21 protein-coding genes are annotated in these 21003 nt (G+C 48.3%); 2 read left to right on the forward strand and 19 right to left on the reverse strand.

Annotation, left to right across the window (positions count from 1 at the left end; translation table 11 throughout):
* Positions 1-87: 87 nt before the first annotated feature.
* The 12 genes from SIC45_RS10430 to SIC45_RS10485 all read right to left on the reverse strand — a co-directional run bounded on the left by SIC45_RS10430 (position 88) and on the right by SIC45_RS10485 (position 11494).
* A complete protein-coding gene (locus SIC45_RS10430) occupies positions 88-609 on the reverse strand; it encodes an adenine phosphoribosyltransferase (protein WP_319632108.1) in 522 nt (173 codons plus the stop codon).
* A complete protein-coding gene (gene recJ / locus SIC45_RS10435) occupies positions 599-2962 on the reverse strand; it encodes a single-stranded-DNA-specific exonuclease RecJ (protein WP_319632109.1) in 2364 nt (787 codons plus the stop codon). Before recJ ends, SIC45_RS10430 begins: the two co-directional genes overlap by 11 nt.
* A gap of 162 nt (positions 2963-3124) precedes the next feature.
* Positions 3125-3445 (reverse strand): lipopolysaccharide assembly LapA domain-containing protein, encoded by a 321-nt coding sequence (locus SIC45_RS10440; RefSeq protein WP_319632110.1) that lies wholly within the window; start codon positions 3443-3445, stop codon positions 3125-3127.
* A gap of 99 nt (positions 3446-3544) precedes the next feature.
* Entirely contained in the window at positions 3545-4495 is a 951-nt protein-coding gene (secF, locus tag SIC45_RS10445; protein WP_319632111.1) for a protein translocase subunit SecF, read from the reverse strand.
* The gene (gene secD / locus SIC45_RS10450; RefSeq protein ID WP_319632112.1) at positions 4485-5786 is read right to left on the reverse strand and encodes a protein translocase subunit SecD; all 1302 of its coding nucleotides are present in this window, start codon (positions 5784-5786) and stop codon (positions 4485-4487) included. The genes secF and secD overlap by 11 nt, the downstream gene beginning before the upstream one ends.
* A 155-nt stretch (positions 5787-5941) precedes the next feature.
* Positions 5942-6262: a post-transcriptional regulator gene (locus SIC45_RS10455; RefSeq protein WP_298788068.1), complete on the reverse strand. Its 321-nt coding sequence runs from the start codon at positions 6260-6262 to the stop codon at positions 5942-5944.
* Positions 6263-6372: 110 nt separating this feature from the next.
* Complete coding sequence (gene yajC / locus SIC45_RS10460; protein ID WP_298788070.1) at positions 6373-6624, reverse strand: preprotein translocase subunit YajC; 252 nt, start codon at positions 6622-6624, stop codon at positions 6373-6375.
* Positions 6625-6657: 33 nt separating this feature from the next.
* Positions 6658-7797, reverse strand: coding sequence for a tRNA guanosine(34) transglycosylase Tgt (gene tgt / locus SIC45_RS10465; protein ID WP_298788071.1), 1140 nt, complete (start codon positions 7795-7797; stop codon positions 6658-6660).
* Complete coding sequence (queA, locus tag SIC45_RS10470) at positions 7794-8837, reverse strand: tRNA preQ1(34) S-adenosylmethionine ribosyltransferase-isomerase QueA (protein ID WP_319632113.1); 1044 nt, start codon at positions 8835-8837, stop codon at positions 7794-7796. Before queA ends, tgt begins: the two co-directional genes overlap by 4 nt.
* A gap of 116 nt (positions 8838-8953) precedes the next feature.
* The gene (ruvB, locus tag SIC45_RS10475; protein WP_298788075.1) at positions 8954-9961 is read right to left on the reverse strand and encodes a Holliday junction branch migration DNA helicase RuvB; all 1008 of its coding nucleotides are present in this window, start codon (positions 9959-9961) and stop codon (positions 8954-8956) included.
* 24 nt (positions 9962-9985) lie between these two features.
* Positions 9986-10594: a Holliday junction branch migration protein RuvA gene (gene ruvA / locus SIC45_RS10480; RefSeq protein ID WP_298788077.1), complete on the reverse strand. Its 609-nt coding sequence runs from the start codon at positions 10592-10594 to the stop codon at positions 9986-9988.
* A 141-nt stretch (positions 10595-10735) separates the two neighbouring features.
* Positions 10736-11494, reverse strand: a complete 759-nt coding sequence (locus SIC45_RS10485; RefSeq protein ID WP_319632114.1) for a YebC/PmpR family DNA-binding transcriptional regulator — start codon at positions 11492-11494, stop codon at positions 10736-10738.
* A gap of 122 nt (positions 11495-11616) precedes the next feature.
* Between SIC45_RS10485 and SIC45_RS10490 the strand changes: the two genes are divergently transcribed.
* Entirely contained in the window at positions 11617-12174 is a 558-nt protein-coding gene (locus tag SIC45_RS10490) for a transcription repressor NadR (protein WP_298788082.1), read from the forward strand.
* On the opposite strand, the gene pheA is transcribed toward SIC45_RS10490, so the two are convergent.
* Genes pheA through SIC45_RS10510 form a run of 4 tightly spaced genes read right to left on the reverse strand, consistent with a single transcriptional unit; the run spans position 12171 to position 15440 of the window.
* Positions 12171-13061, reverse strand: coding sequence for a prephenate dehydratase (gene pheA / locus SIC45_RS10495; protein ID WP_319632115.1), 891 nt, complete (start codon positions 13059-13061; stop codon positions 12171-12173). The two genes, SIC45_RS10490 and pheA, sit on opposite strands and share 4 nt — an antisense overlap.
* A 28-nt stretch (positions 13062-13089) precedes the next feature.
* Positions 13090-13530: an ACT domain-containing protein gene (locus SIC45_RS10500; protein WP_298788198.1), complete on the reverse strand. Its 441-nt coding sequence runs from the start codon at positions 13528-13530 to the stop codon at positions 13090-13092.
* Positions 13531-13585: 55 nt separating this feature from the next.
* Positions 13586-14875: a GTPase ObgE gene (obgE, locus tag SIC45_RS10505; protein WP_319632117.1), complete on the reverse strand. Its 1290-nt coding sequence runs from the start codon at positions 14873-14875 to the stop codon at positions 13586-13588.
* A gap of 22 nt (positions 14876-14897) precedes the next feature.
* The gene (locus tag SIC45_RS10510) at positions 14898-15440 is read right to left on the reverse strand and encodes a Spo0B C-terminal domain-containing protein (protein WP_298788086.1); all 543 of its coding nucleotides are present in this window, start codon (positions 15438-15440) and stop codon (positions 14898-14900) included.
* A gap of 182 nt (positions 15441-15622) precedes the next feature.
* Here SIC45_RS10510 and SIC45_RS10515 point away from each other — a divergent pair, with 182 nt between their 5' ends.
* A complete protein-coding gene (locus SIC45_RS10515) occupies positions 15623-16576 on the forward strand; it encodes an agmatinase family protein (RefSeq protein ID WP_298788088.1) in 954 nt (317 codons plus the stop codon).
* 49 nt (positions 16577-16625) lie between these two features.
* Here the strand turns inward: SIC45_RS10515 and hemH are convergent, their stop codons facing one another.
* The 3 genes from hemH to SIC45_RS10530 all read right to left on the reverse strand — a co-directional run bounded on the left by hemH (position 16626) and on the right by SIC45_RS10530 (position 20940).
* A complete protein-coding gene (gene hemH, locus SIC45_RS10520; RefSeq protein WP_319632118.1) occupies positions 16626-17558 on the reverse strand; it encodes a ferrochelatase in 933 nt (310 codons plus the stop codon).
* Positions 17555-18607, reverse strand: a complete 1053-nt coding sequence (hemE, locus tag SIC45_RS10525; protein ID WP_319632119.1) for a uroporphyrinogen decarboxylase — start codon at positions 18605-18607, stop codon at positions 17555-17557. Before hemE ends, hemH begins: the two co-directional genes overlap by 4 nt.
* Positions 18608-18783: 176 nt before the next feature.
* The gene (locus SIC45_RS10530) at positions 18784-20940 is read right to left on the reverse strand and encodes a PBP1A family penicillin-binding protein (protein ID WP_319632120.1); all 2157 of its coding nucleotides are present in this window, start codon (positions 20938-20940) and stop codon (positions 18784-18786) included.
* Positions 20941-21003: the final 63 nt, after the last annotated feature.

A 21003-nucleotide genomic window follows, 5' to 3' on the forward strand; every position in this document is an offset into this window, starting at 1 on the left:
AAGCCTTTTTTTCGCCGCTGGCTTCTCCAGGTATAATAATAACCCCCGAACCACTGGTTGGCAGGGGGCTTAAGACAAATATCCGTATTAATCAAACGTGACTAAAGAATAGACATTATAGTCATTCAGTTCTTTGTTGTTTCTTGCATCCAGATAGGAAAGCTCGATGAAGAATGCGAGGCCTGCCACAACTCCACCCAGCTTTTCCACCAGCTGCACAGTAGCTCTTACAGTGCCACCGGTAGCAAGCAGATCATCAGTGATAAGCACCCGCTGGCCGGGTTTAATGGCGTCTGTATGAATCGACAGGCTTGCTTCCCCGTATTCCAGTCCGTAATCCTCCGTAATGGTTTCCCGTGGCAGCTTGCCTTCTTTGCGGATAGGTACAAATGCTTTTTCCATTGCATAAGCAACCGGGCATCCAACTACAAATCCTCTCGCCTCAGGGCCGACAATCACATCAACATCGTGCTTTCCGGCAAATTCGATCATATTGTCAATGGCCTGCCGGTACACAGGACCGTTCTGCATAAGAGTTGTAATATCCTTAAATCGGATGCCCTTTTCAGGAAAATCCTCGATCACTGTTATGTAATCTTTAAAGTCCATGGTTTACCTTCTTCCTTACATCTAATATAGTTTCGTCCTTCTCCGGCAGCCAGGAAAGGATCCGTTTTTTTAATTGCGGAAACGGAGTAAACATCAGTTCCTGCTCGACATTTCTAGCCTCCATTTTTTCCTGGTAGGAGGAGGAGTCAGTTAAATCCTTTTTCGCTGGCTTTTCTTCTGCCGTGACAACTGCATCTTCCATTTTAACAAAACCTAATTCAAAAAACACTTGGCTCATGAAAAACAAATCTTCCGTTTTCCACTGTTTATGCTCGGCCAGCTTCCTGCCCTGACTGTTCAGGTCAAACGAACTACGCTTTTTCAGGAAAGCGTAATACCATTTGAACTGCTCTCTTGAAGGCATCGAATGAAAATATGCTTTTTCTCTTCCATGAAAGTATACATAAACATTCGCCGCCTGTGGGAACTCCGCAAGCGCCTGCTTGAGCATATCAAGCGAAGTCGGCATATCTGCTATCACTACATTGGACGCGTGGTGCAGGCGGCCTTTTATATCGGTTCCGTTAAGAATGGCTGCGTGCCCGGCAGATGCCGCCAGCTCTTTTTGCTGCTCTTCTGTAAAAGCCAGCACCGCTGTATCTGTATTGTCCGCAAACGTCACCTGTTTTTCTTTTCTGCGGTCAAATACTTGAATCTGCTCCACCTTCGCGTCTCTTAAAAATAACTGCGGCTTACGGAAACCGTTCCATTCATTGATGCTCAGTTCCCCAACGACAGAAACCTCTTCATTTTCTGTCAGGCTTTCCGATAAATATCCGAGATGAAAGCCGACACAATCAAGTTTTTTTCCACCGGCAGCGAGTGCCATCTTCAAGTGATTTTTCGATGCTCCTATCGTTTTCACGGATTCGAGAACCGTTTTTTCAATCCGGAAAACCGGCTTTGGATTACCGACACCAAACGGCGCAAGATTCCGCAGGTCTTCGACCGCCTCAATTGTAATGTCATTTACCGAAACATGCACGTCAATATATGTCGCCGGAACCATCAGTTCACTGCTCAGCGTTTCTTTCGCCTGGCCGACCATGCGGGTTCTCAGGGTATCGATATCTGCAGGGTCCAACGACATGCCAGCCGCCATTGGGTGGCCCCCGAATTTTTGGAGCACGTCACGGTTTTTCGAAAGCTCCTGGAACATATCGAAGCCTTCGATGCTTCTTGCCGAGCCCTTGGCTTCCCCGCTTGCTGCATCAATGCTCATAACGATCACCGGTCGGTAATACCGTTCCACCAGACGGCTAGCCACGATGCCAATAACACCGGCGTTCCATCCTTTTCCTGCAACAATGATAAATGGATTGTCCTCCACGGGAAAGTTTGTTTCTACTTCCTCCACCGCTTCCTTGGTCATGCTCTCAACAAGCGATTTGCGTTCATTGTTCAGGTCATCGATCATTTCCGCCCACGATTCTGCTTCGTCAAGCGTAGCTGCAGTCAGAAGATGCACAGCGGGATCCGCTTCCTCCATGCGGCCCGCTGCATTCAAACGCGGCCCCATTGCAAAGCCGACATGGTCTTCCTCCAGCTGCTCCCCTTCAATACTGCATATTCGTTTTAACGCCTGGACACCTGGGAGTTTACTGTTCGTTAAAAGATCGAGTCCCCGCTGCACAAACAGCCGGTTTTCCTCCACGAGGGGTACAAGGTCACTGATCGTGCCAAGCGTGACAATATCGAGCCAGTGAACAGGCTCCTCGCTAAGAAGAGCATGTGCTAATTTATAGGCAACCCCAACTCCGGCAAGTTCTTTAAACGGATACGTGCAACCCGGTTTCTTCGGGTTAATGATCACATATGCAGGCGGCAGCTCCGGAGGCGGCTCGTGGTGGTCGGTAATAATAACATCCATACCTAAATCATTGGCAACCTGGATTTCATTAACCGCTGCAATGCCTGTATCCACGGTAATAATGAGTGAAGCTCCTTCATCATGAGCCGACTGAAAAGCCGGAATGTTCGGTCCGTATCCTTCCGTAAACCGATTCGGAATGTACCAGCCAAATGAAGCTCCAAGCTCGGTTAAGAGCCGGATCATAATAGTTGTGCTCGACACCCCGTCCGCATCGTAATCCCCAAAAACAAGTATTCGTTCTTTATTTTCAACCGCCTGCTGAATACGACGGACAGCTTCTTCCATGCCATCAAGCAAATACGGGTTATGTACAATAGACCAGTCATTATGAATCATCTGCCGGACTTTCTCTGCTGATTCAAATCCTCTTGCAGCAAGCAGCCGTGCAGATATAACACTTACATTCAATTCATTTTTAAGCTGTTCTGCAAGACGTTCGTCCACTTCGGGCTGGTGCCATCTTGTTCGTGACTGCAGCATATCTCTCTTCCTCTTTTCTTGCTTCAGCGTTTCAAACGATCCTTGTCTGCACTCACTATTGTATCGAAAATACTTACGGGATAAAAGCTATTTTATCTGTATGCAGCCTCACAAAAAAGCTTCTTTTCCCTGAGACGGGAAAAGAAGCAAAAATTACTGAATTTATGATGAACGGCTGGATTTTCCTTTATCACTATCTTCATGCGTCGTGCCGGTTGTTCTGGAGCCGACAGAGGCGCTGTGATCGTCCGAAGCTTTACGGAGACGGCGCACTTCTGCCTTCAGTTTATAGATACGGAACATGCTGAGAAATCCTGCCACCATCGCTCCAAGCAGTACAGAGACCAAAATTACGATAATAAGCGGCCATTCTCCAGTGCCAAACAACAAATTCACTTCTACACTATTTACATTGATCACGGCAAAAACAGCAATAATAAGCGCTAAAATGAGTCCCATGATTAAACCTGTTTGTGCTTTCATCCTTTCACTCCTTTCACAGTCTGTGTTCTACTTTATTATACCCGTATAATTGCAAAAATAACCATAAAAAGCCTCCCTTTCAGAAGGGAGACTTTCATTTCAGGATTCCGGCTCTTCTTCAGCCGGCGCCTTTTCACGGTCCCGTTTAATTTTTTTCCAGTTCCAGATCATCCACAGCTGGGCAGCCAGGAAAATGGAGGAATACGTACCAGCGACCAGGCCGACAAGCAGGGCCAGAGAAAACGACCGTATGCCTTCGCCGCCGAAAATAAACAGGGCTGCAGCCGCGAACACTACTGTCAGTACAGTATTGATGGAACGCGTGAGCGTCTGGTTCAGGCTGACGTCCACTACTTCTGCGAGGTCTTCAAACGATTCAATCTCTTCTGTCTGAGGCATGTTTTCTCTGATACGGTCAAACGTTACAATCGTATCGTTAATGGAATACCCTACAATCGTCAGAACCGCCGCAATAAACGGCACGTTCACTTCCACCTGCAGCAGGCTGAAAAAGCCAATAATGAAAAATGCATCATGGAGCAGGGCAATAATTGAAGCCACTCCGTATAAAAACTGAAAGCGGATCGTGATATAAATTATCAGTCCGACCGATGCAATCAGCACAGATATAAATGCGTTCTGCGCCAGCTCCTGGCCGACCTGCGGGGAGACAGTACTTGTATTTGGAATACTTCCGTATTCTTCTTCAAAATACGTCTGCACCGCAGCTATTTCCTCCTGGGAAAGCTCCCCGATAAACCGTGCGGAAGCAATTGTATTATTTTCTCCACCAAGCGTAATATCATCTGGCTCCAAATCCGCTTCCACTGCTTCAAAATCCGAGCGCACCTGCTCCTCGGTCAGCGGCTCCTCCGCTGAAACCTCTACTCTTGAGCCGCTTTGAAAATCGATGCCCAGGTTCAAACCGATCGTTGACAAAAGGATGCCTCCGGCAAGAATATATGCGAGAGTAATCAGGAAAAAGACATTCCGGAATTTGACGAAAGGAATCACCCGTTTTAAGATCTTCCTGCTGTTATTAAGGTTCATGGATGTCACGCTCCTTTACGCCAAACACTTTCGGTTTTTTATTAAAGATCCGGCTGTTCACCCATAGGCCGAGAAGCAGCCTTGTCCCAAGCACTGCCGTAATGAAGCTTACAAGTATGCTCACAATCAGCATCAAAGCAAAGCCCTGCACCGAGCTTGTGCCAAAGTAGAAAAGCACCCCGGCAGCGATTAGTGTTGTTACGTTCGCGTCAATAATCGTGCCGAGAGATCGTCTTGCTCCCGAACGGTACGCCGATAAAATGGATCTCCCGTATTTGATCTCCTCTTTAATCCGTTCGTACGTAATAATATTCGCATCCACAGCCATACCGACCCCAAGGACAAGCGCCGCTATTCCCGGAAGCGTCAGCACGCCCTGGATAAAGTTGAATACTGCCAGCACAAAATAAATATATGTACTAAGTGTTAATACCGCTATAAAGCCAGTAAAGCGATAGAATATGAGCATGAATAAGAAAATCAGCCCGACGCCGATAAACGTCGCAAAAATGGTTTTGTCCATAGCCTGTTCACCCAATGAAGCACCAACCGAGTTCGAGTATACTTCTTCGAGTTCCACAGGAAGCGATCCTGAATTCAAAATGTCCGCAAGGTTTTCTGCTTCTTCTACGCTAAAGTCCCCTTCAATCTGAATATCCTGGGTATACAGCGGCTCATCTACTGCGGGGGCAGAAATAAATTTCGGATCATCCTTCGTTGCTTCTTCTTCGTAGGAGTCCCCCTCTTCATAATCAAGCCAGATCACCAGCCGGTTGTTTGGAAAAGAGTATTCGTTAATGATGTTTTCTGTTACTTCGCCAAACTGATCACCGTCTTTTAGAGAAACGGTGACGATAGGGTTGTTTGCGTCGTCGAAGTTTACCGAAGCGGTGTTTTCCTGGATATCGCTTCCGGACAGCCGCTCGTTATTGTCCACGTCCCTAATACTTAGGTCGGCTTCTGTAGAAAGCAGCTCCCGTGCAGCCTGCTGGTCTTCGACACCAGCGAGCTGAACACGTATACGGTTATCCCCTTCAATGGTAATATTCGGCTCAGATACACCTAAAATGTTTACCCGCTGCGTCAGGGCAGCTACCGTGTTCTGCAGCGTTTCGTCTGTGATTTCCTGCCCTTCTTCCTGAGGCTCCACTTCATAGAGCACTTCAAATCCGCCCTGAAGATCCAGCCCAAGATCAATGCCGTTCACAATTTTTTCCGACGTCGGAATCATTAATGCCGCCAGCGCAAAAATAATTAAAAAGAAATAAACAATCCTTGATTTCTTTACCATTACAGGTTCATCCTTCCGTGCTTCGATCCGCCGTTATATGATGCTTCTGCTCCCATAAATAAACCAGAACGGAGCGCTCCGTCTGGTCCTTCTCTCCTGTATACGTTCCATGTTTCTCAAACAAGAGCAATTATACGTATGCGCAGAATTAAATGTCAATCGACCTTTTCTGCTACATTGCCGCTCACCTGGGCCAGTATTTCCTCCAGAGCATCATCATAGTTTTTCTTTTGCTCGATCTCTTTGTACGATTCGATCGTTTTCTGCTGCATGTAGTCGTGCATTTTCATATGCAGAATCGTTTGCACAATTGTATGTAATGCCGGAGTATCCCGCCGTTTTTTCATCTGGCTTATGCTCATTTCCCATATTTCGTTTATATGTATGTTTTTGTATCCCAGTGTTTCAAATTCCTTCACTTTGCTCTCAAGTGCCGGATAAACAACCGCCTTCCATTCTTCCCAGACTTCCTCCATAAGAACACCTCCTGCTTTTCATTATACTTAACCATGAAGATGTGGCAAACATACTTTTCTCACAGGATGAAAAAATTCCCGTTTATTTGTAAACGGGAATTCTATACAAGCTATTCATTTACTGTTTCGCGGACCGCATTCCGGTCAAACGTCAATTTCATGCTGCCGTCTACATCCACGATAAGTTTGTTTTCATCAATAGCATCAATGGTGCCGTGTATACCGCCGATAGTAACGATACGATCACCCTTTTGCAGATTCGCATGCATTTCCTTGATCCGCTTCTGCTGCTTTTGCTGCGGACGAATCAAAAGGAAATAGAATATGAGAAACATCAAAACCAATACGATAATTGTACTCACTGTTTCACCCCTTGTCCCTTTAGCTTCCCCGATCTAGAAATTTTTAGCATCCGGACGGTTAAAGCCGTATTGTTCAAAAAAAGTTTCCCGAAAATCGAGCAGACGATCTTGCTGGATAGCCTCGCGTACTTGCTGCATTAAGGACAGTAGAAAATACAAGTTATGGTACGAAGTAAGCCGGACGCCGAACGTTTCTTCACTTTTGATCAGATGCCGGATGTAAGCCCTTGAATAATTACGGCAGGTATAGCACCCGCACGCCTCATCGATCGGACGGAAGTCCCTGGCATTTGAAGCGTTTCTTACGACCAGTCTGCCTTTGCTTGTCATACACGTTCCGTTTCGACCGATTCTGGTTGGAAGAACGCAATCAAACATATCTATCCCTCGGATAGATCCATCAATTAACGCATCTGCCGACCCGACTCCCATCAAGTAGCGTGGTTTGTTTTGAGGGAGAAGCGGAGCCGTATATTCCAGCACTCGGTTCATCGTTTCCTTCGGCTCTCCAACAGATAATCCGCCTATAGCGTAACCCGGAAAGTCCATTGAAATCAACTCTTTTGCAGATTTTTCACGCAAATGCCGGTAATCCCCGCCCTGCACGATTCCAAACAATGCCTGATCCTCCGGGCGTGTATGTGCCTCAAGACAACGCTCGGCCCATCTGGTCGTCCGTTCAACAGATGCTTTCATGTATTCTTCCTCGGCCGGATAAGGCGGACACTCGTCAAATGCCATCATCACGTCGGCACCAAGAGAATTTTGAATCTGCATCGCTTTTTCCGGGGAGAGAAATAGTTTGGCTCCGGAAATATGATTCCGGAAATGAACGCCTTCTTCTTTAATATCCCGCAGCTTGCTCAGGCTGAAGACCTGAAATCCTCCGGAATCGGTTAGAATTGGCTTGTTCCAGTTCATGAATTTATGCAGGCCGCCTGCTTCTTCCACGATATCTTCACCGGGCCGTATCCATAAATGATACGTGTTGCTTAAAATCATTCCTGCGCCCATCGACTCCAGTTCCTCCGGGCTCAATGTTTTTACGGTGGCAAGCGTCCCCACCGGCATAAAGGCTGGAGTGTCAAACGACCCGTGCGGGGTGTGCACTTTGCCGAGCCTCGCTCCTGACTGCCGGCACGTCTTAATATGTTCGTATGTTACTGCGGTCATTCGTTATTTCCTCCCGAGTGTATAAGCATTGCATCTCCAAAACTGAAAAAACGGTACCTCTCTCGTATAGCTTCCCCGTATGCACGGAAAAGAAATTGCTTCCCGGCCAGAGCGCTCACAAGCATCACCAGTGTCGATTTTGGCAGATGGAAATTGGTCAAAAGCGCGTCGATTCCCTGGAACGTGTAGCCTGGATAAATGAAAATATCCGTCCAGCCTTTTGCTTCCATAAATTTATTTTCCTGTTTACCTGCCACGGTTTCGAGCGTACGCGCTGACGTCGTCCCCACTGCAATTATACGTTTGCCTGCCGTTTTCGTTTCATTTAAAATTTCAGCTGTTTCCTGCGGGAGATGATAAAATTCCGCATGCATGTTATGCTCCTCTACCGTTTCGGCGGACACCGGGCGAAACGTCCCGAGGCCGACATGCAGCGTCACATGCGCCGTTTGAACCCCTTTTGCCTTCAGTCGTTCAAGCAGCTCCGTTGTAAAGTGAAGCCCTGCCGTAGGAGCTGCAGCGGAGCCGTAATGCTCGGCGTACACAGTCTGGTAACGGTCCTGGTCTTCAAGTTTTTCTTTGATATAAGGAGGCAGGGGCATTTCGCCGAGCTCCTCGAGAATTTCAAGAAAAATACCGTCATAGGTGAACACCATCTCCCGGCCCCCGTGATCAAGCACCTTCGTGCATTCTGCCGTCAAACGTCCGTCCCCGAAGGTGACTACGGTCCCCGGTTTCACTCGTTTCGCCGGCTTCACAAGCGTTTCCCACGTGTCGCCCTCCTGCTGCAGCAGCAGCACTTCTATCCCTGCACCCGTTTCTTTCTTTTCACCAATGAGCCTTGCCGGCCAAACTTTTGTGTTGTTTAGCACTAAACAGTCACCAGCCTCAAGGTGGTCTTCAATCTGATGAAAGCGTTCATGCGCAATGGTCTCTTCCTTCGTATTCATCACAAGCAGCCGGGACTGATCCCGTTCTTTCAGCGGATGCTGCGCGATCAGCTCCTCAGGCAGTTCAAAATCAAATTCATTTATATTCATGACTAACCCTTCCTATTCGTTCAATCACGTAAAACCAAAAGCTATTATATAGGAATTTACCGTTTTATGCACGAAAGAAATCCAGCACCACAAAGTGCTGGCTACTCAAGCATGGCTCATGTATTTTCTTCCTGATACGGATAACCAAAATGCTCATACGCAAGCGGAGCTGCTTTTCTTCCTCGTGGCGTCCGCTGCAGAAATCCGATCTGCATTAAATACGGTTCATACACATCTTCGAGCGTGTGGGCCTCTTCTCCAATTTTTGCTGCTATCGCCTCCACGCCGGCCGGACCGCCCCGGAAGGTCTCAATTAAGCCGAGCAGGTATTTATGATCAATGTGGTCAAGGCCGAGCTTATCCACCTGCAGCCGTTCCAGGGCATGATTTGCCAGCTCCATCGTGATGCTTCCGTCCCCCTGCACCTGGGCAAAATCACGAACCCTTCGCAGCAGCCGGTTCACCACCCGCGGGGTCCCCCGGGATCTTCTGGCGAGCTCGTAGGCTGCTCCTTTATCAATATTAAGCTGGAATAAATCTCCCGAACGCCGGACGATTTCAGCCAGGTCCTCCTCCACATAGTATTCCAGGCGTGCGTGTACGCCGAATCGATCTCTAAGCGGTGCAGAGAGAAGACCTGCTCTCGTAGTGGCGCCAATCAAGGTGAAAGGGGGGAGATCAAGGCGGACAGACCGCGCAGAGCTGTCCTTGCCAATTACAATATCGATGCAAAAATCCTCCATTGCCGGGTACAGCACTTCCTCCACTGCCCGGGGGAGCCGGTGTATTTCATCGATAAAAAGTACGTCACCGGGCTCGAGTGCTGTCATGACTGCGGCAAGATCTCCGGGCCTTTCAATAGCTGGACCGCTCGTCGTCCGAATGTTTACATCCATCTCACGCGCAATAATCATGGCAAGCGTCGTTTTCCCAAGACCGGGCGGCCCGTAAAGCAATGTATGGTCAAGCGGCTCTTCCCGGAGCTTCGCCGCTTCAATAAATACCTCCAGGTTTTCCTTTACTTTTCGCTGGCCAATATATTCCCGAAGCCGGTCCGGGCGAATGCTTTGTTCCACCAAGTCTTCTCCTGATTCTGCTTCCTGGGAAACAATTCTATCTTCCAAGAATTTTTCCTCCTCCGTTTTCTGCTATGTGAGCATCCACTGCAGAGCTTTTCTTACATATTCATCTGCACTCAACTGTTCTTTTTCCAAATGAGGGCGCACTTTTTTGATTTCTTTTTCTCCGTATCCAAGGGCCGTCAGTGCTTCAAGCGCTTCCTCAAGATCTCCACCCGGCTGCTGCTCGTCAAGCAGGGATACCGGTGCCCCCGCTACTGTTACCGCATCATAAACGCCGGTCAATTTCCCTTTCAGATCGATAATCATCTGCTTTGCTGTTTTTTTACCGACTCCCGGGAATTTCGTTAAAAACGTTTCGTCTTCATTTTCAATAGCTCCCACCACCTGCCCCGGATCCCCGGATGCAAGAATAGCCTGAGCGCCCTTCGGCCCTATTCCCGACACCTGAAGCAGCTGTTCAAACAGCTCGCGCTCTTTTCTTGAACGAAAGCCGTACAGACGGTTTACATCTTCTTTAACATACTGATATGTATAAACTACTGTTTCTTCATCCGCCTGCTGGCCGTTAAATACAAAAGGGTTGGAACAATAGATTAAATAGCCGATCCCGTTGTTTTCAATCGTAATCGTGTCACCTTTTATATGATCCACACGTCCTTTTACGAATTCGATCACTGTCGTCCTCTCCTTGCTTTATTAAAATGCGAACATGCTTTCCTATATCATAGCAAAGATCGCCCCCGTTGAAAAATGACTATTCGCCCACTCTGCCAAAGGCCTGCGCATTAAAAACCTTCCACCGGTGGGGTGAAAGGTTTACGAGGAGACTTCCAGACGTTCCATCTGCTCTTCTTCTGCTTCAAAGTTATGGTACACGCTCTGTACATCATCGTTATCTTCAAGCGTGTCGATCAATTTGAGCATCTTCCGGGCATGTTCATCTTCTAAATGGGCTTTCGTTTCCGGAATCATGGTGACCTCTGCCGTGGAAAAATGATACGTATGCTCCATAGCCCCTTTTACAGCTTCGAAATCATCAGGTTCAGTGTAAATATAAAATTCGTGGTCATCGTACTCCACGTCATCCGCCCCGGCTTCTACGGCCTCCAGCATGAACGTATCTTCATCAGCTTCAACGTTTTCACGGTCTACGGCCAGAAAACCCTCTTTGTTGAAAAGAAAAGAAACGCAGCCATTCTCTCCGAGGTTGCCTCCATTTTTATTAAAAGCGGCGCGAATATCCGCTACAGTCCGGTTTTTATTGTCAGTTAACGTTTTCACCATTACAGCCGCTCCGCCAGGACCGTATCCTTCGTACGTCATTTCTTCGTACTGCAGTTCCGCTCCCTGGCCTTTTGCTTTTTTGATGGTCCGTGTAATATTTTCATTTGGAATGTTCGCTGCCCGTGCTTTTGTAATCGCCATACGCAAACGAAGATTCTGGTCGGGGTCATCTCCTGCCTCCCGGACAGCGGCGAAAATTTCCTTCGATAATTTCGTGAATATTTTTGCCCGCCTGGAGTCCTGAGCTTCTTTACGGCGCTTAATATTATTCCATTTCGAATGTCCTGCCATTACGATTCTCCTTCCTGTCTTCACAGCCTTGTATAGAATAAAATGGCGGCTGTTTTTAATTTACAATAAAAACATTTTACCGCTATGATATAGAGTAACAACCTACAAAGCGAGGTATTACCATGCCTAAAGATTCTTCAAAAAAAATGCTCGGTGCCGATCGGCGCAGTCAACTGCTCGAATGGCTTGAAATGTCCGTCCGGCCGTTGACCGGTAGCTCGCTTGCTTCAAGAGCGAGCGTCAGCCGCCAGGTTATCGTCCAGGACATGTCGTTACTGAAAGCGCAGGGGCATCCAATTCTCGCCACGTCCCAGGGCTATATTATTATTCAGAATAAGAACACGGACCAGACGGTACAAAAACGCGTAGCCGTCTCCCACCCTTCTGATCCGGCCAGCACTCTCAAGGAGCTGTACTTAATTGTAGACCACGGTGGGAAAATTGTTGATGTGTCCGTCGAGCATCCCGTTTACGGTGACATTACCGCATCCTTAATGATCGAAAGCCGGATTGACGCGGACCGCTTTATCAAAAACATGAAAAATACAAATGCTTCCATGCTCTCGGAGCTGACTGCCGGTGTGCACCTTCATACCATTGAAATTCCTTCGCACGCTCAGTTCGATGTTTTGCTGGAGGCTTTACAAAGCCACTCCTACCTGATCAGCGAAGATAATTAACCCGTCGTCCTGCTGTCTACTTTTGCTTCTGCCGAAGAGAGCTCAAAGCACGGATAATGTCCGAGAACCCGGACTCCAAAGCCCAGCGCTTCAAGCTCCGCAATAACGCCTGGAATCAGGACATCGTCCTCTGGCTGCTCTACGTCCATGACAAAAAAGTAATTTCCAATCCCGGTCTTCATTGGCCGGGATTCAATTTTTGTTAAATTTAATTTCCGCCACGAAAAGGCCGCAAGAACTTGATGCAAAGCACCTGGATAGTCAGAAGGGAGCGTAATGACCATCGTCGTTCTCTCCGTTACTTTCTTTTCTTCAGAAAGACTTTCCGCCCGGTCTTCACTGCCAGCGAGGACCACAAAGCGGGTATGGTTGTTTGTATAGTCATGAATATTTTCCTTCACGATCTCAAGGCCGTACTGCTCCGCAGCCAATCTGGTCGCAATTACTACGCCTTCAGCTGTACCCTCGCTCACCTTTTTCGCAGCGGCACTGGTGGAATTTGTAAACTGCGCTTTTGTTTTCGGCATCCACCGGCTTAAAAACTCATGGCACTGGGCAATGGCATGCGGGTGTGAATGCACAAATTCCGCCTGCTCCCATTGCTCCTTTTCCTCTGGAAGAGCCAGCAGGTGCTGCTCAATGGGCACAGTCACTTCTCCAATAATCGGCAGTTCATGCTTATGAATCAAATAATCCAGGGTCACATTCACCGAGCCTTCGATCGCATTTTCAAGCGGCACGACAGCAATATCTATCTCCTGCTGCTGCGTCAGCTTCATCCCTTCTGCAATCGTATCAAAGGGCTCGAGCACCTGCTCATGAAAGAGCACCCGGGCCGCCATTTCTGTAAAAGTTCCCCTTGGGCCAAGATATCCCACTCGCTTCACTCTCTCCACTCCTTTACCTTTCTACTCTTTACAGTGATCCGGAACCAACTATTTCAGCCTTTTCAACAAATTCCATTCCCTGAATTTTGCGTACAAAGTCACGGATTTCCAGACTGAGCGCCGACGTATCCACAGTCAGCGTGATATTTGCCCGCCCCTGCAGCGGGATCGTCTGATTAATAGTAAGCACGTTTGAATTCGCTTCCGCTACAATACGCAGCAGCTCCGACAGGGAGCCGGAACGATCGGCAAGCTGAATCGATAATGTAATAATCTGCTCCTGTATCATTGTATGGAACGGAAAAATAGCATCGCGGTATTTGTAAAATGCGCTGCGGCTCAGATCCACATGCTGAACCGCTTCGGCCACCTTTTGCACCTTGCCGCTTTCGAGCAGTGCTTTTGCTTCCAACGTTTTCTGCATTGCATCTGTCAACAGATCTTCCCGCACAAGATAGAAATGATCAATTCTGTCTGCCACTGCTTTCACCACACTCTTTTATACTCTGATTTATACTGACTGATTACCCATCAACAAATTCAAACTCAAAGTCCAGCAGCCTTACTGTATCTCCGTGCTTAGCCCCGCGCTCGCGAAGTGCTTTATCGACGCCCATGTTACGCATTTTCTTTGAAAAGCGCTGCATTGAATCTTCGTGGGAAAGATCTGCCATTCTATAGTGTTTTTCGATGTCCGGGCCGTACAGTACATAAGCACCGTCGTCGGCTCGGCCAATATAAAACGGTGCTTCTTTTTCATCAAGCGTGTACACCACTTTTTCTTCCTGGTCTTCTTCGTCATATAAATGAAAGGCAGGAGTCGTTTCCACCAGATCCGCAACCCTTTGCAGAAGCGGCTGAATGCCCTGCTTTCTAAGGGTAGATACAGGAAATACTTCAATGCCTTCCGGAAGCTTCTTTTTAAACTCTTCAAGCTGTTCCTCTGTGCCCGGCATGTCCATCTTGTTAGCCATTACTACCATTGGGCGTTCAAGCAGCCGGAGGTTATGCTCCCGCAGCTCCGCATTAATCTGCTGAAAATCCTCAAATGGATCACGGCCTTCGAGTTCGCCGGCCATATCGACAATATGCACAAGCACCCGCGTCCGTTCAATATGCCGCAAAAATTGGGCTCCGAGCCCAACTCCTTCATGGGCTCCGGCAATAAGTCCCGGGAGATCTGCCATGACAAAGCTTTTTCCTTCTCCTGCATCCACGACGCCGAGATTCGGCTTTAATGTAGTAAATGGATAATCGGCAATTTTAGGCCGTGCTGCTGATACTATAGACAATAGCGTGGATTTACCGACGCTTGGAAAACCGACAAGACCAACGTCTGCCAGCACCTTCAGCTCAAGCTGAATGTCTTTTTCCTCTGCTGGCTCGCCTTTTTCGCTGATTTCCGGGGCTGGGTTGGAAGGAGAAGCAAATCGCGTGTTACCACGACCGCCACGGCCGCCCTTTGCCACCACTACCCGCTGTTTATGCTCTGTCAAATCTGCAATCATGACCTCTGAGCTGCGGTCACGGATAATTGTGCCCGGCGGTACACGGACAATTAAATCTTCGCCGCCTCTGCCGTGCTGGTTTTTGGATCTTCCATTGTCTCCGCGCTTTGCCTTAAAATGGCGCTGATAGCGGAAGTCCATCAATGTTCTAAGCCCTTCATCCACTTCAAAAACTACATCTGCGCCTCTGCCTCCGTCACCTCCGGCCGGCCCCCCGTCCGGGACATACTTTTCCCGACGAAAGGCGACCATGCCATCTCCGCCATCGCCGCCTTTTACATATAAATTTACGTGATCTACAAACAACTCTTTCACCTCATTAGTATTCTTACTGACCGCCTGTTTGATCGACAATGACGCAATATAGGTGCTCTGTGCTTACTTCTATATACTCAATCATATCTATCATTACGGACTCTTTTCGTATCCATTGTTCGAGCCTCTCAGGACTCTTCAATTCACCTTCAAAATCGAGCTCCAGACACGCAAGCCCGCCCTCGTTCTGGTTGATGGAAATTTCGAGGTGGTTTTCTCTGGTTCGTCCGGCCTGCTCATCAATGCATGCAGCCAGGCCCTGAAAAAAACCAGTCCATTTTTGATCGTCCGGCTGGGCATTGAACGTATCCTCCACCTCAAAATCAATGGAAAACCAGTGTTCCTGCCAGTGAAACGTAATCAACTCCACAGCAAAAGCCGGGGCCTGTACGTTTGAAAGCTTGGCTTCGTGGGATGCTTTAAAGGCCGTTTTTTCGATTACTTTCTGTAGCTCCTCCACTTTACCAAGCGCAGCGTGTGTTTTCAGAAGCTGCAGGACATTCATCCAGTCATGACGGGAATGCTTCAATACGTCCAATTTTTCTTCAGCCTTCATAGAGGTTACCGCCTTTCCACTTCACCGCGCTGTCGTACAGTTTGTTTCACTGCTTCGAACGCAAAACTACTCACATATGGTACACTTTATTGTATCACATGTCACGTGGTAAACGTATCCGGGCATGTAGACTTCTTCACTCCCTATACATTGAAAATCATACACAGAGAGGGTGCTGATATATGAACCGGCCACTTATTTACGGAAATACACCGACCTTCCTTCACGCTTCTTCAGTAGCAAAAGACTTATCGAAAGCAGCAAACTACCAGGCCACTATTTACGGCGTGCCATGGGAGGGAGCGGTAACCTGGGGAGCGTATACAGGCTGCGAGCTGGGGCCGAAGGTGATCCGCCAGTGCTCCGAGCGCTACAGCGGCTATCTGCCTGAGCTTGACGGCATCGATGTACTCAGCCATTACAGCCTCGCTGATGCCGGCGACGTTTCCACCACGCCGGCTGACGTCCCGGCCACCATGGACTCCATCCAGTCATTCGCTTCTTCTTTATGGGCGTCCGGCACTTTTCCTGTCGGTCTCGGAGGAGACCATGGCATCACATATCCTGTCATACGGGCGCTTGGTGAAACTACCGGAAAAAAAATCGGCATCATTCATATCGATGCCCACTTTGATAATAACGATGAATCGATGGGCGACGAGTTCGGGCGCGGTTCCCCATTTGCGCGCCTGTATGAATACGAGCAGGTGCGCAATGAGAGCCTCGTGCATCTTGGCATTCACGGCCCGCGCAATAAAGCAGTCAATGGCAGGTCAGCCAAAGAAGCGGGGGCTGTCACGATTACTATCGATAAAATTCGTAATGCTCCGGATTTAAAAGCATTTGCCAAGGAAGTCTATGAAACTGCTTCTGAGGGGACCGATGAAGTATATTTAAGTATCTGCAGCGATATTTTAGATTATGCTTACAATCCAGGCGGCCCGGCGGATGCAAATGGCCTCCGCCCCGAGCAGCTGCTCACCCTTATTCATGAATTCGGTATACACGGTGTCTGCGGCATGGATTTTGTTGAAGTCTACCCGCAGCAGGACCAAAACGATTTTTCCTCTCATTTTGTCACGCTGGCTGTGCTCTACGTACTTGCCGGGAGATTAAAGCAGGAAGGAAAAGCATAACAATACAAAGAGGCGCCCTTTCATCATTTTGAAAGGGCGCCCTTTTACATTATGAGGAAACCTTCTGTTCCACTAAAGCATCAATCGCGTCGCCGAGCGCCTCCAGGAACTCACGCTGACTGTTTGGCATTTCCGGCCGGTAGTATGCCGCTCCTACACTGTCGCAGGCGTCTTTACATTCAACATCATTATCAAACAATACTTCAAGATGATCGGCTACAAATCCTACCGGGCAGTAAACGAATGACTCATAGCCGTATTGATGGTGCAAATCCTTTGTTAAGTCCTGCACATCCGGTCCGAGCCACGGATCCGGGGTGTTCCCTTCACTCTGCCAGCCAATATCGTAGTGCTGAACATTGGCGCGCTCTGCGATCCACTGAGCAGTTTCTTTCAGCTGTTCCGGATAAGGATCTCCTTTGGCGATGATTTTTTCCGGAAGGCTGTGAGCAGAAAAGATAACGCATGTTTTCGTTTCATCAAGCCCATCAAGCATGGTACGCACCCGCTCAGCCCAGTAGTGCAGAAACTTCGGCTGGTCGTACCAGCTTTCTACACTGTGAATCGCCGGGCCGTTGATACGGGAGGATTCCTCCTGGGCCCGTCCATTATATGACTTTACGCTGAATGTCGAAAAATGCGGCGCCAGGACAATACTGTACGCCTCCTCGATGCCATCCCTTTTCATTTCAGCCACAGCATCCTCGATAAACGGATCAATATGCTTTAAGCCGATATACACGTGAAACTCCCGTTCCGGGTGGCGTTCGTTCATCACTTCACCCAGACCGTAGGCCTGATCCTCTGTAATTTTTGCAAGCGGGGACACTCCGCCAATTGCTTTATAGCGGGAGACAAGATCCTCCAGGGCTTCTTCGGACGGTTTGTTTCCGCGCCGGATATGAGTGTAATAGCTTTCTACTTCGTCGAGGCTTCTCGGAGTTCCATAAGCCATCACCAAAAGGCCGGTTTTCTTTTTCATCGTCTTCCCTCCAACTGTTCTTTCGAATATTCATGAACGAAAGCTGTTAAGCGTTTCAACGTATCAGGCTTCACATCCGGGAATACCCCGTGCCCCAAATTAAAAATAAATCCGGGATGGTGAATGCCTTCATCAATAATAGCGGCAGCTCTTTTCTCTATTTCCGGCCACGGGGCAAGCAGTAAACTCGGATCCAGGTTGCCCTGAAGCGTTTTAGTGACGCCCCGGCTTCTGGCTTCAAGTATGGAGGTCCGCCAGTCCAGTCCAATAATGGAGAGCGGCAGATCGTTCCAGTCTTCAAGCAGATGGCCGGCACCGACTCCAAACATGGACACCGGTACATTCTTTTCTTCTAAAGCTGCAAATATTCTGGTCATCACAGGCTTCACATACTGGCGGTAATCGGAGGCGTTTAAGGCACCAACCCAGGAGTCAAAGATTTGAATAGACTGGGCTCCCGCCTCTATCTGAGCACCAGCGTACCGAATCACCATGTCACCCAGTGTATCCATCAATGCAAACCAGGCGTCCGGCTGCGAATACATAAAGCTTTTTGTCCGGTGGTAGTTTTTTGACGGTCCGCCTTCAATCATATAACTCGCCAGTGTAAACGGCGCCCCGCTAAAGCTGATTAACGGCACATTCAGCTGCTGGCGCAGTAGCTTAATTGTTTCAAGCACGTAGTCGATATCCTTTTCCGGTTCAAGCGTTCCAAGCCGTTTTACATCATCCACCGTTTCAATCGGACGGTCAATGACCGGACCAATGCCCGGTTTTATTTCTACATCTACGCCGATAGACGGCAGCGGGGTCATAATGTCTTTATATAAAATAGCCGCATCGTTTTGATACTGTTCCACCGGCAGCCGGGTTACATAAGCACACAGTTCGGGATCATGAGTAATTTCCACCAGCGAATACTTCTCTTTTAATTTACGGTATTCAGGCTGAGACCTCCCTGCCTGCCGCATATACCATACCGGCACGTGTCCAGTGTAGTTTCCTCCTGCTGCTTCTAAAAAAGTATTATTATATAAGGTTTCTTTCATTTTGGGCACTTCCTCTCTGCCTGCTCACCACTCAAGCTCGCACAATCACCTTTTCTGTTTTTACCATAACCTGTCCGATCCTGTCATGTATAGTGCATTTCGGCAACATTCATAAAAAATTCATGAACGTTCAGCACAAAATAAGGCAGCCCGCCAAGGCTGCCTCTAAGTCTCAATCACCCTCCTAATCCGAAGATAGAACGGGCCTGTACCTCTGCCGTGTTCGACTCTTCGCCTTCCTGGTTTGTCGGTTCGTAGGAAGGGACGACAATATACTCTCTTAAATTAAACGGGTTTGCATTTTGGATCGTGTAGCTCCCCTGCCCGCGGACCTGGTCGATCTCTTCACGTTCTCCATCCGTCACTTCGTAAATCGTGTAATTAACGCGATCGTCTTCAGACGCTTCCCACGTAAGCTCCACGTTTAAGAAACCGTCACCGGCAAATGTAAGATCCCCTTCAAGCGAATCAATTTCCGGAAGCTCCACAGGCTCTTCCAGATCACGTACCCCTTCCGGCTTTTCAAATTCTACCGCGCTGCTTCCAGCTGGAGTCTCGTTTAAAATGGATTTGAACAGTTCAACCGCATGGGAACTGCCGCCGGTTAAATAATTGTCTTCAGTTGTCTGGTCGTATCCCATCCAAAGCGTGCCGGTCCACTGCGGTGTATAGCCGGCGAACCAGGCGTCTCTAGCCCCGCCTTCCACCGCTTCAAATGAAGTGGTTCCTGTTTTGCCAGCTAAATCGTAGGAGGTGCTTCCGGCTGATGCTGTCCCGTTTTCCACTACATTTTCGAGCATACGGGTCATGTACCATGCATTCTGCGGATCCATCACTTCCTGCTCTTTTGTTTCATGTTCCACAATAATATTTCCGTTACGATCTTTAATGTTTGTAATAAAGTACGGCTCAGTTTTTGTGCCATTGTTTGAAAACGTCGTATAGGCTTCTGTTAACTGAGCCGGCGTGACCCCGTTTTCGAGACCGCCAAGAGCCGTCGCCAGTCCGTCCCCCTGCGGCTCGATGCCTGTTTTCTCTAAAAAGTCATTCGTCGAGCTGCGTTCGAGCTTATCATAAAGCCATACTGCTGATGTATTGATGGACTGCTCCAGTGCTTCACTCATCGTCACTTCGCCCTGATACTCCCCGCTATTATTTTTTGGAGAGTAGCCGTCGTAATCCAGTTGTTCATCCTTGAGTGTCGAATAAGGCTCATAATCTCCGGATTCAAGGGCCGGTCCATACACTGCCAGTGGTTTAAAGGCTGAACCCGGCTGCCGCTTTACCTCCGCCCGGTTCATGCCCTGTCGTTCGTAATCACGGCCGCCCTGAACAGCGACCACGCCGCCAGTGTTATGATTCATCATAAAGAAGGCACTCTCCGCGTCCTCTGAGCCGTCCGGATAATACGCCTCTTCCTGCATCAGGCTGTAGGAAGCCTGCTGCATTTCTTCATTCATCGGCACCTGAATCGTGTAGCCGCCTTTATAAATTTCTTCCGGTTCAATGCTGTATTTTTCCTGAGCTTCTTTCATGAGCATATCCACATACGTATAGTATTCCGGATGGGTCTGCTGTTCCTGGAGCCCGGAAGGAAGAGATGCAGAAGCTGCTGTTGCTTTTTCTTCTTCTGATATGTACCCTTCACGCTCCATGATAGCGATGACGGTATCTCTTCGTTCTTTGGCCTCCTCCGGCTCATCCACCGGCGAATAATTACTTGGTCCTTTTACCATCGCCGCCAGCATAGCGCCTTCTTCGACATTCAAATCAGAAGCGTCTTTGCCGAAATACTGCTGGGATGCAGACTGGATGCCGTAAGCCCCGTGACCGAAGTATATCTGGTTTAAATAATATCCCATTACTTCATCCTTGGAGAATTTCTTTTCAAGTCCCATAGCAATCAGCACTTCCTTTGTTTTACGCAGGAAGGTCTGGTCACTCGAGAGAAAAGCATTTTTTGCCAGCTGCTGAGTAATCGTACTTCCGCCCTCCACGATGCCGCCAGCTAAAATATCACGGTAAAGCGCACGCGCAATCGCTCTCGGGTCAATGCCACGGTGGTCATAAAACCTGATATCTTCAATGGAAATAAATGCCTCTTTTACGTGATCCGGTATTTGTTCTTCTTCAATAACTTCTCTGTCCTCTGAATACAGCTCCGCTAATTGTTCCCCGCTGTCATCAACTATTGTCGTTGTTTCATTCATCGTCAGCTGCTTTTCACTGATCGCAGCAGCGCCGATTACAACGGAGGATAAATATATGCCAAAAATCAGAAGAAAAGCTGCTGCAGCTATCAGCAGCCGTTTTCCCCATTTCCGTTTATTCATGAGCTCTGCCACCCTCGCTTTATGCACAAATATTTCACTCTGCTTTAGTCGGCAGACATTTCG

Origin of the sequence: Marinococcus sp. PL1-022 (assembly GCF_033845285.1) — a bacterium.
Lineage (GTDB): Bacteria > Bacillota > Bacilli > Bacillales > Marinococcaceae > Marinococcus.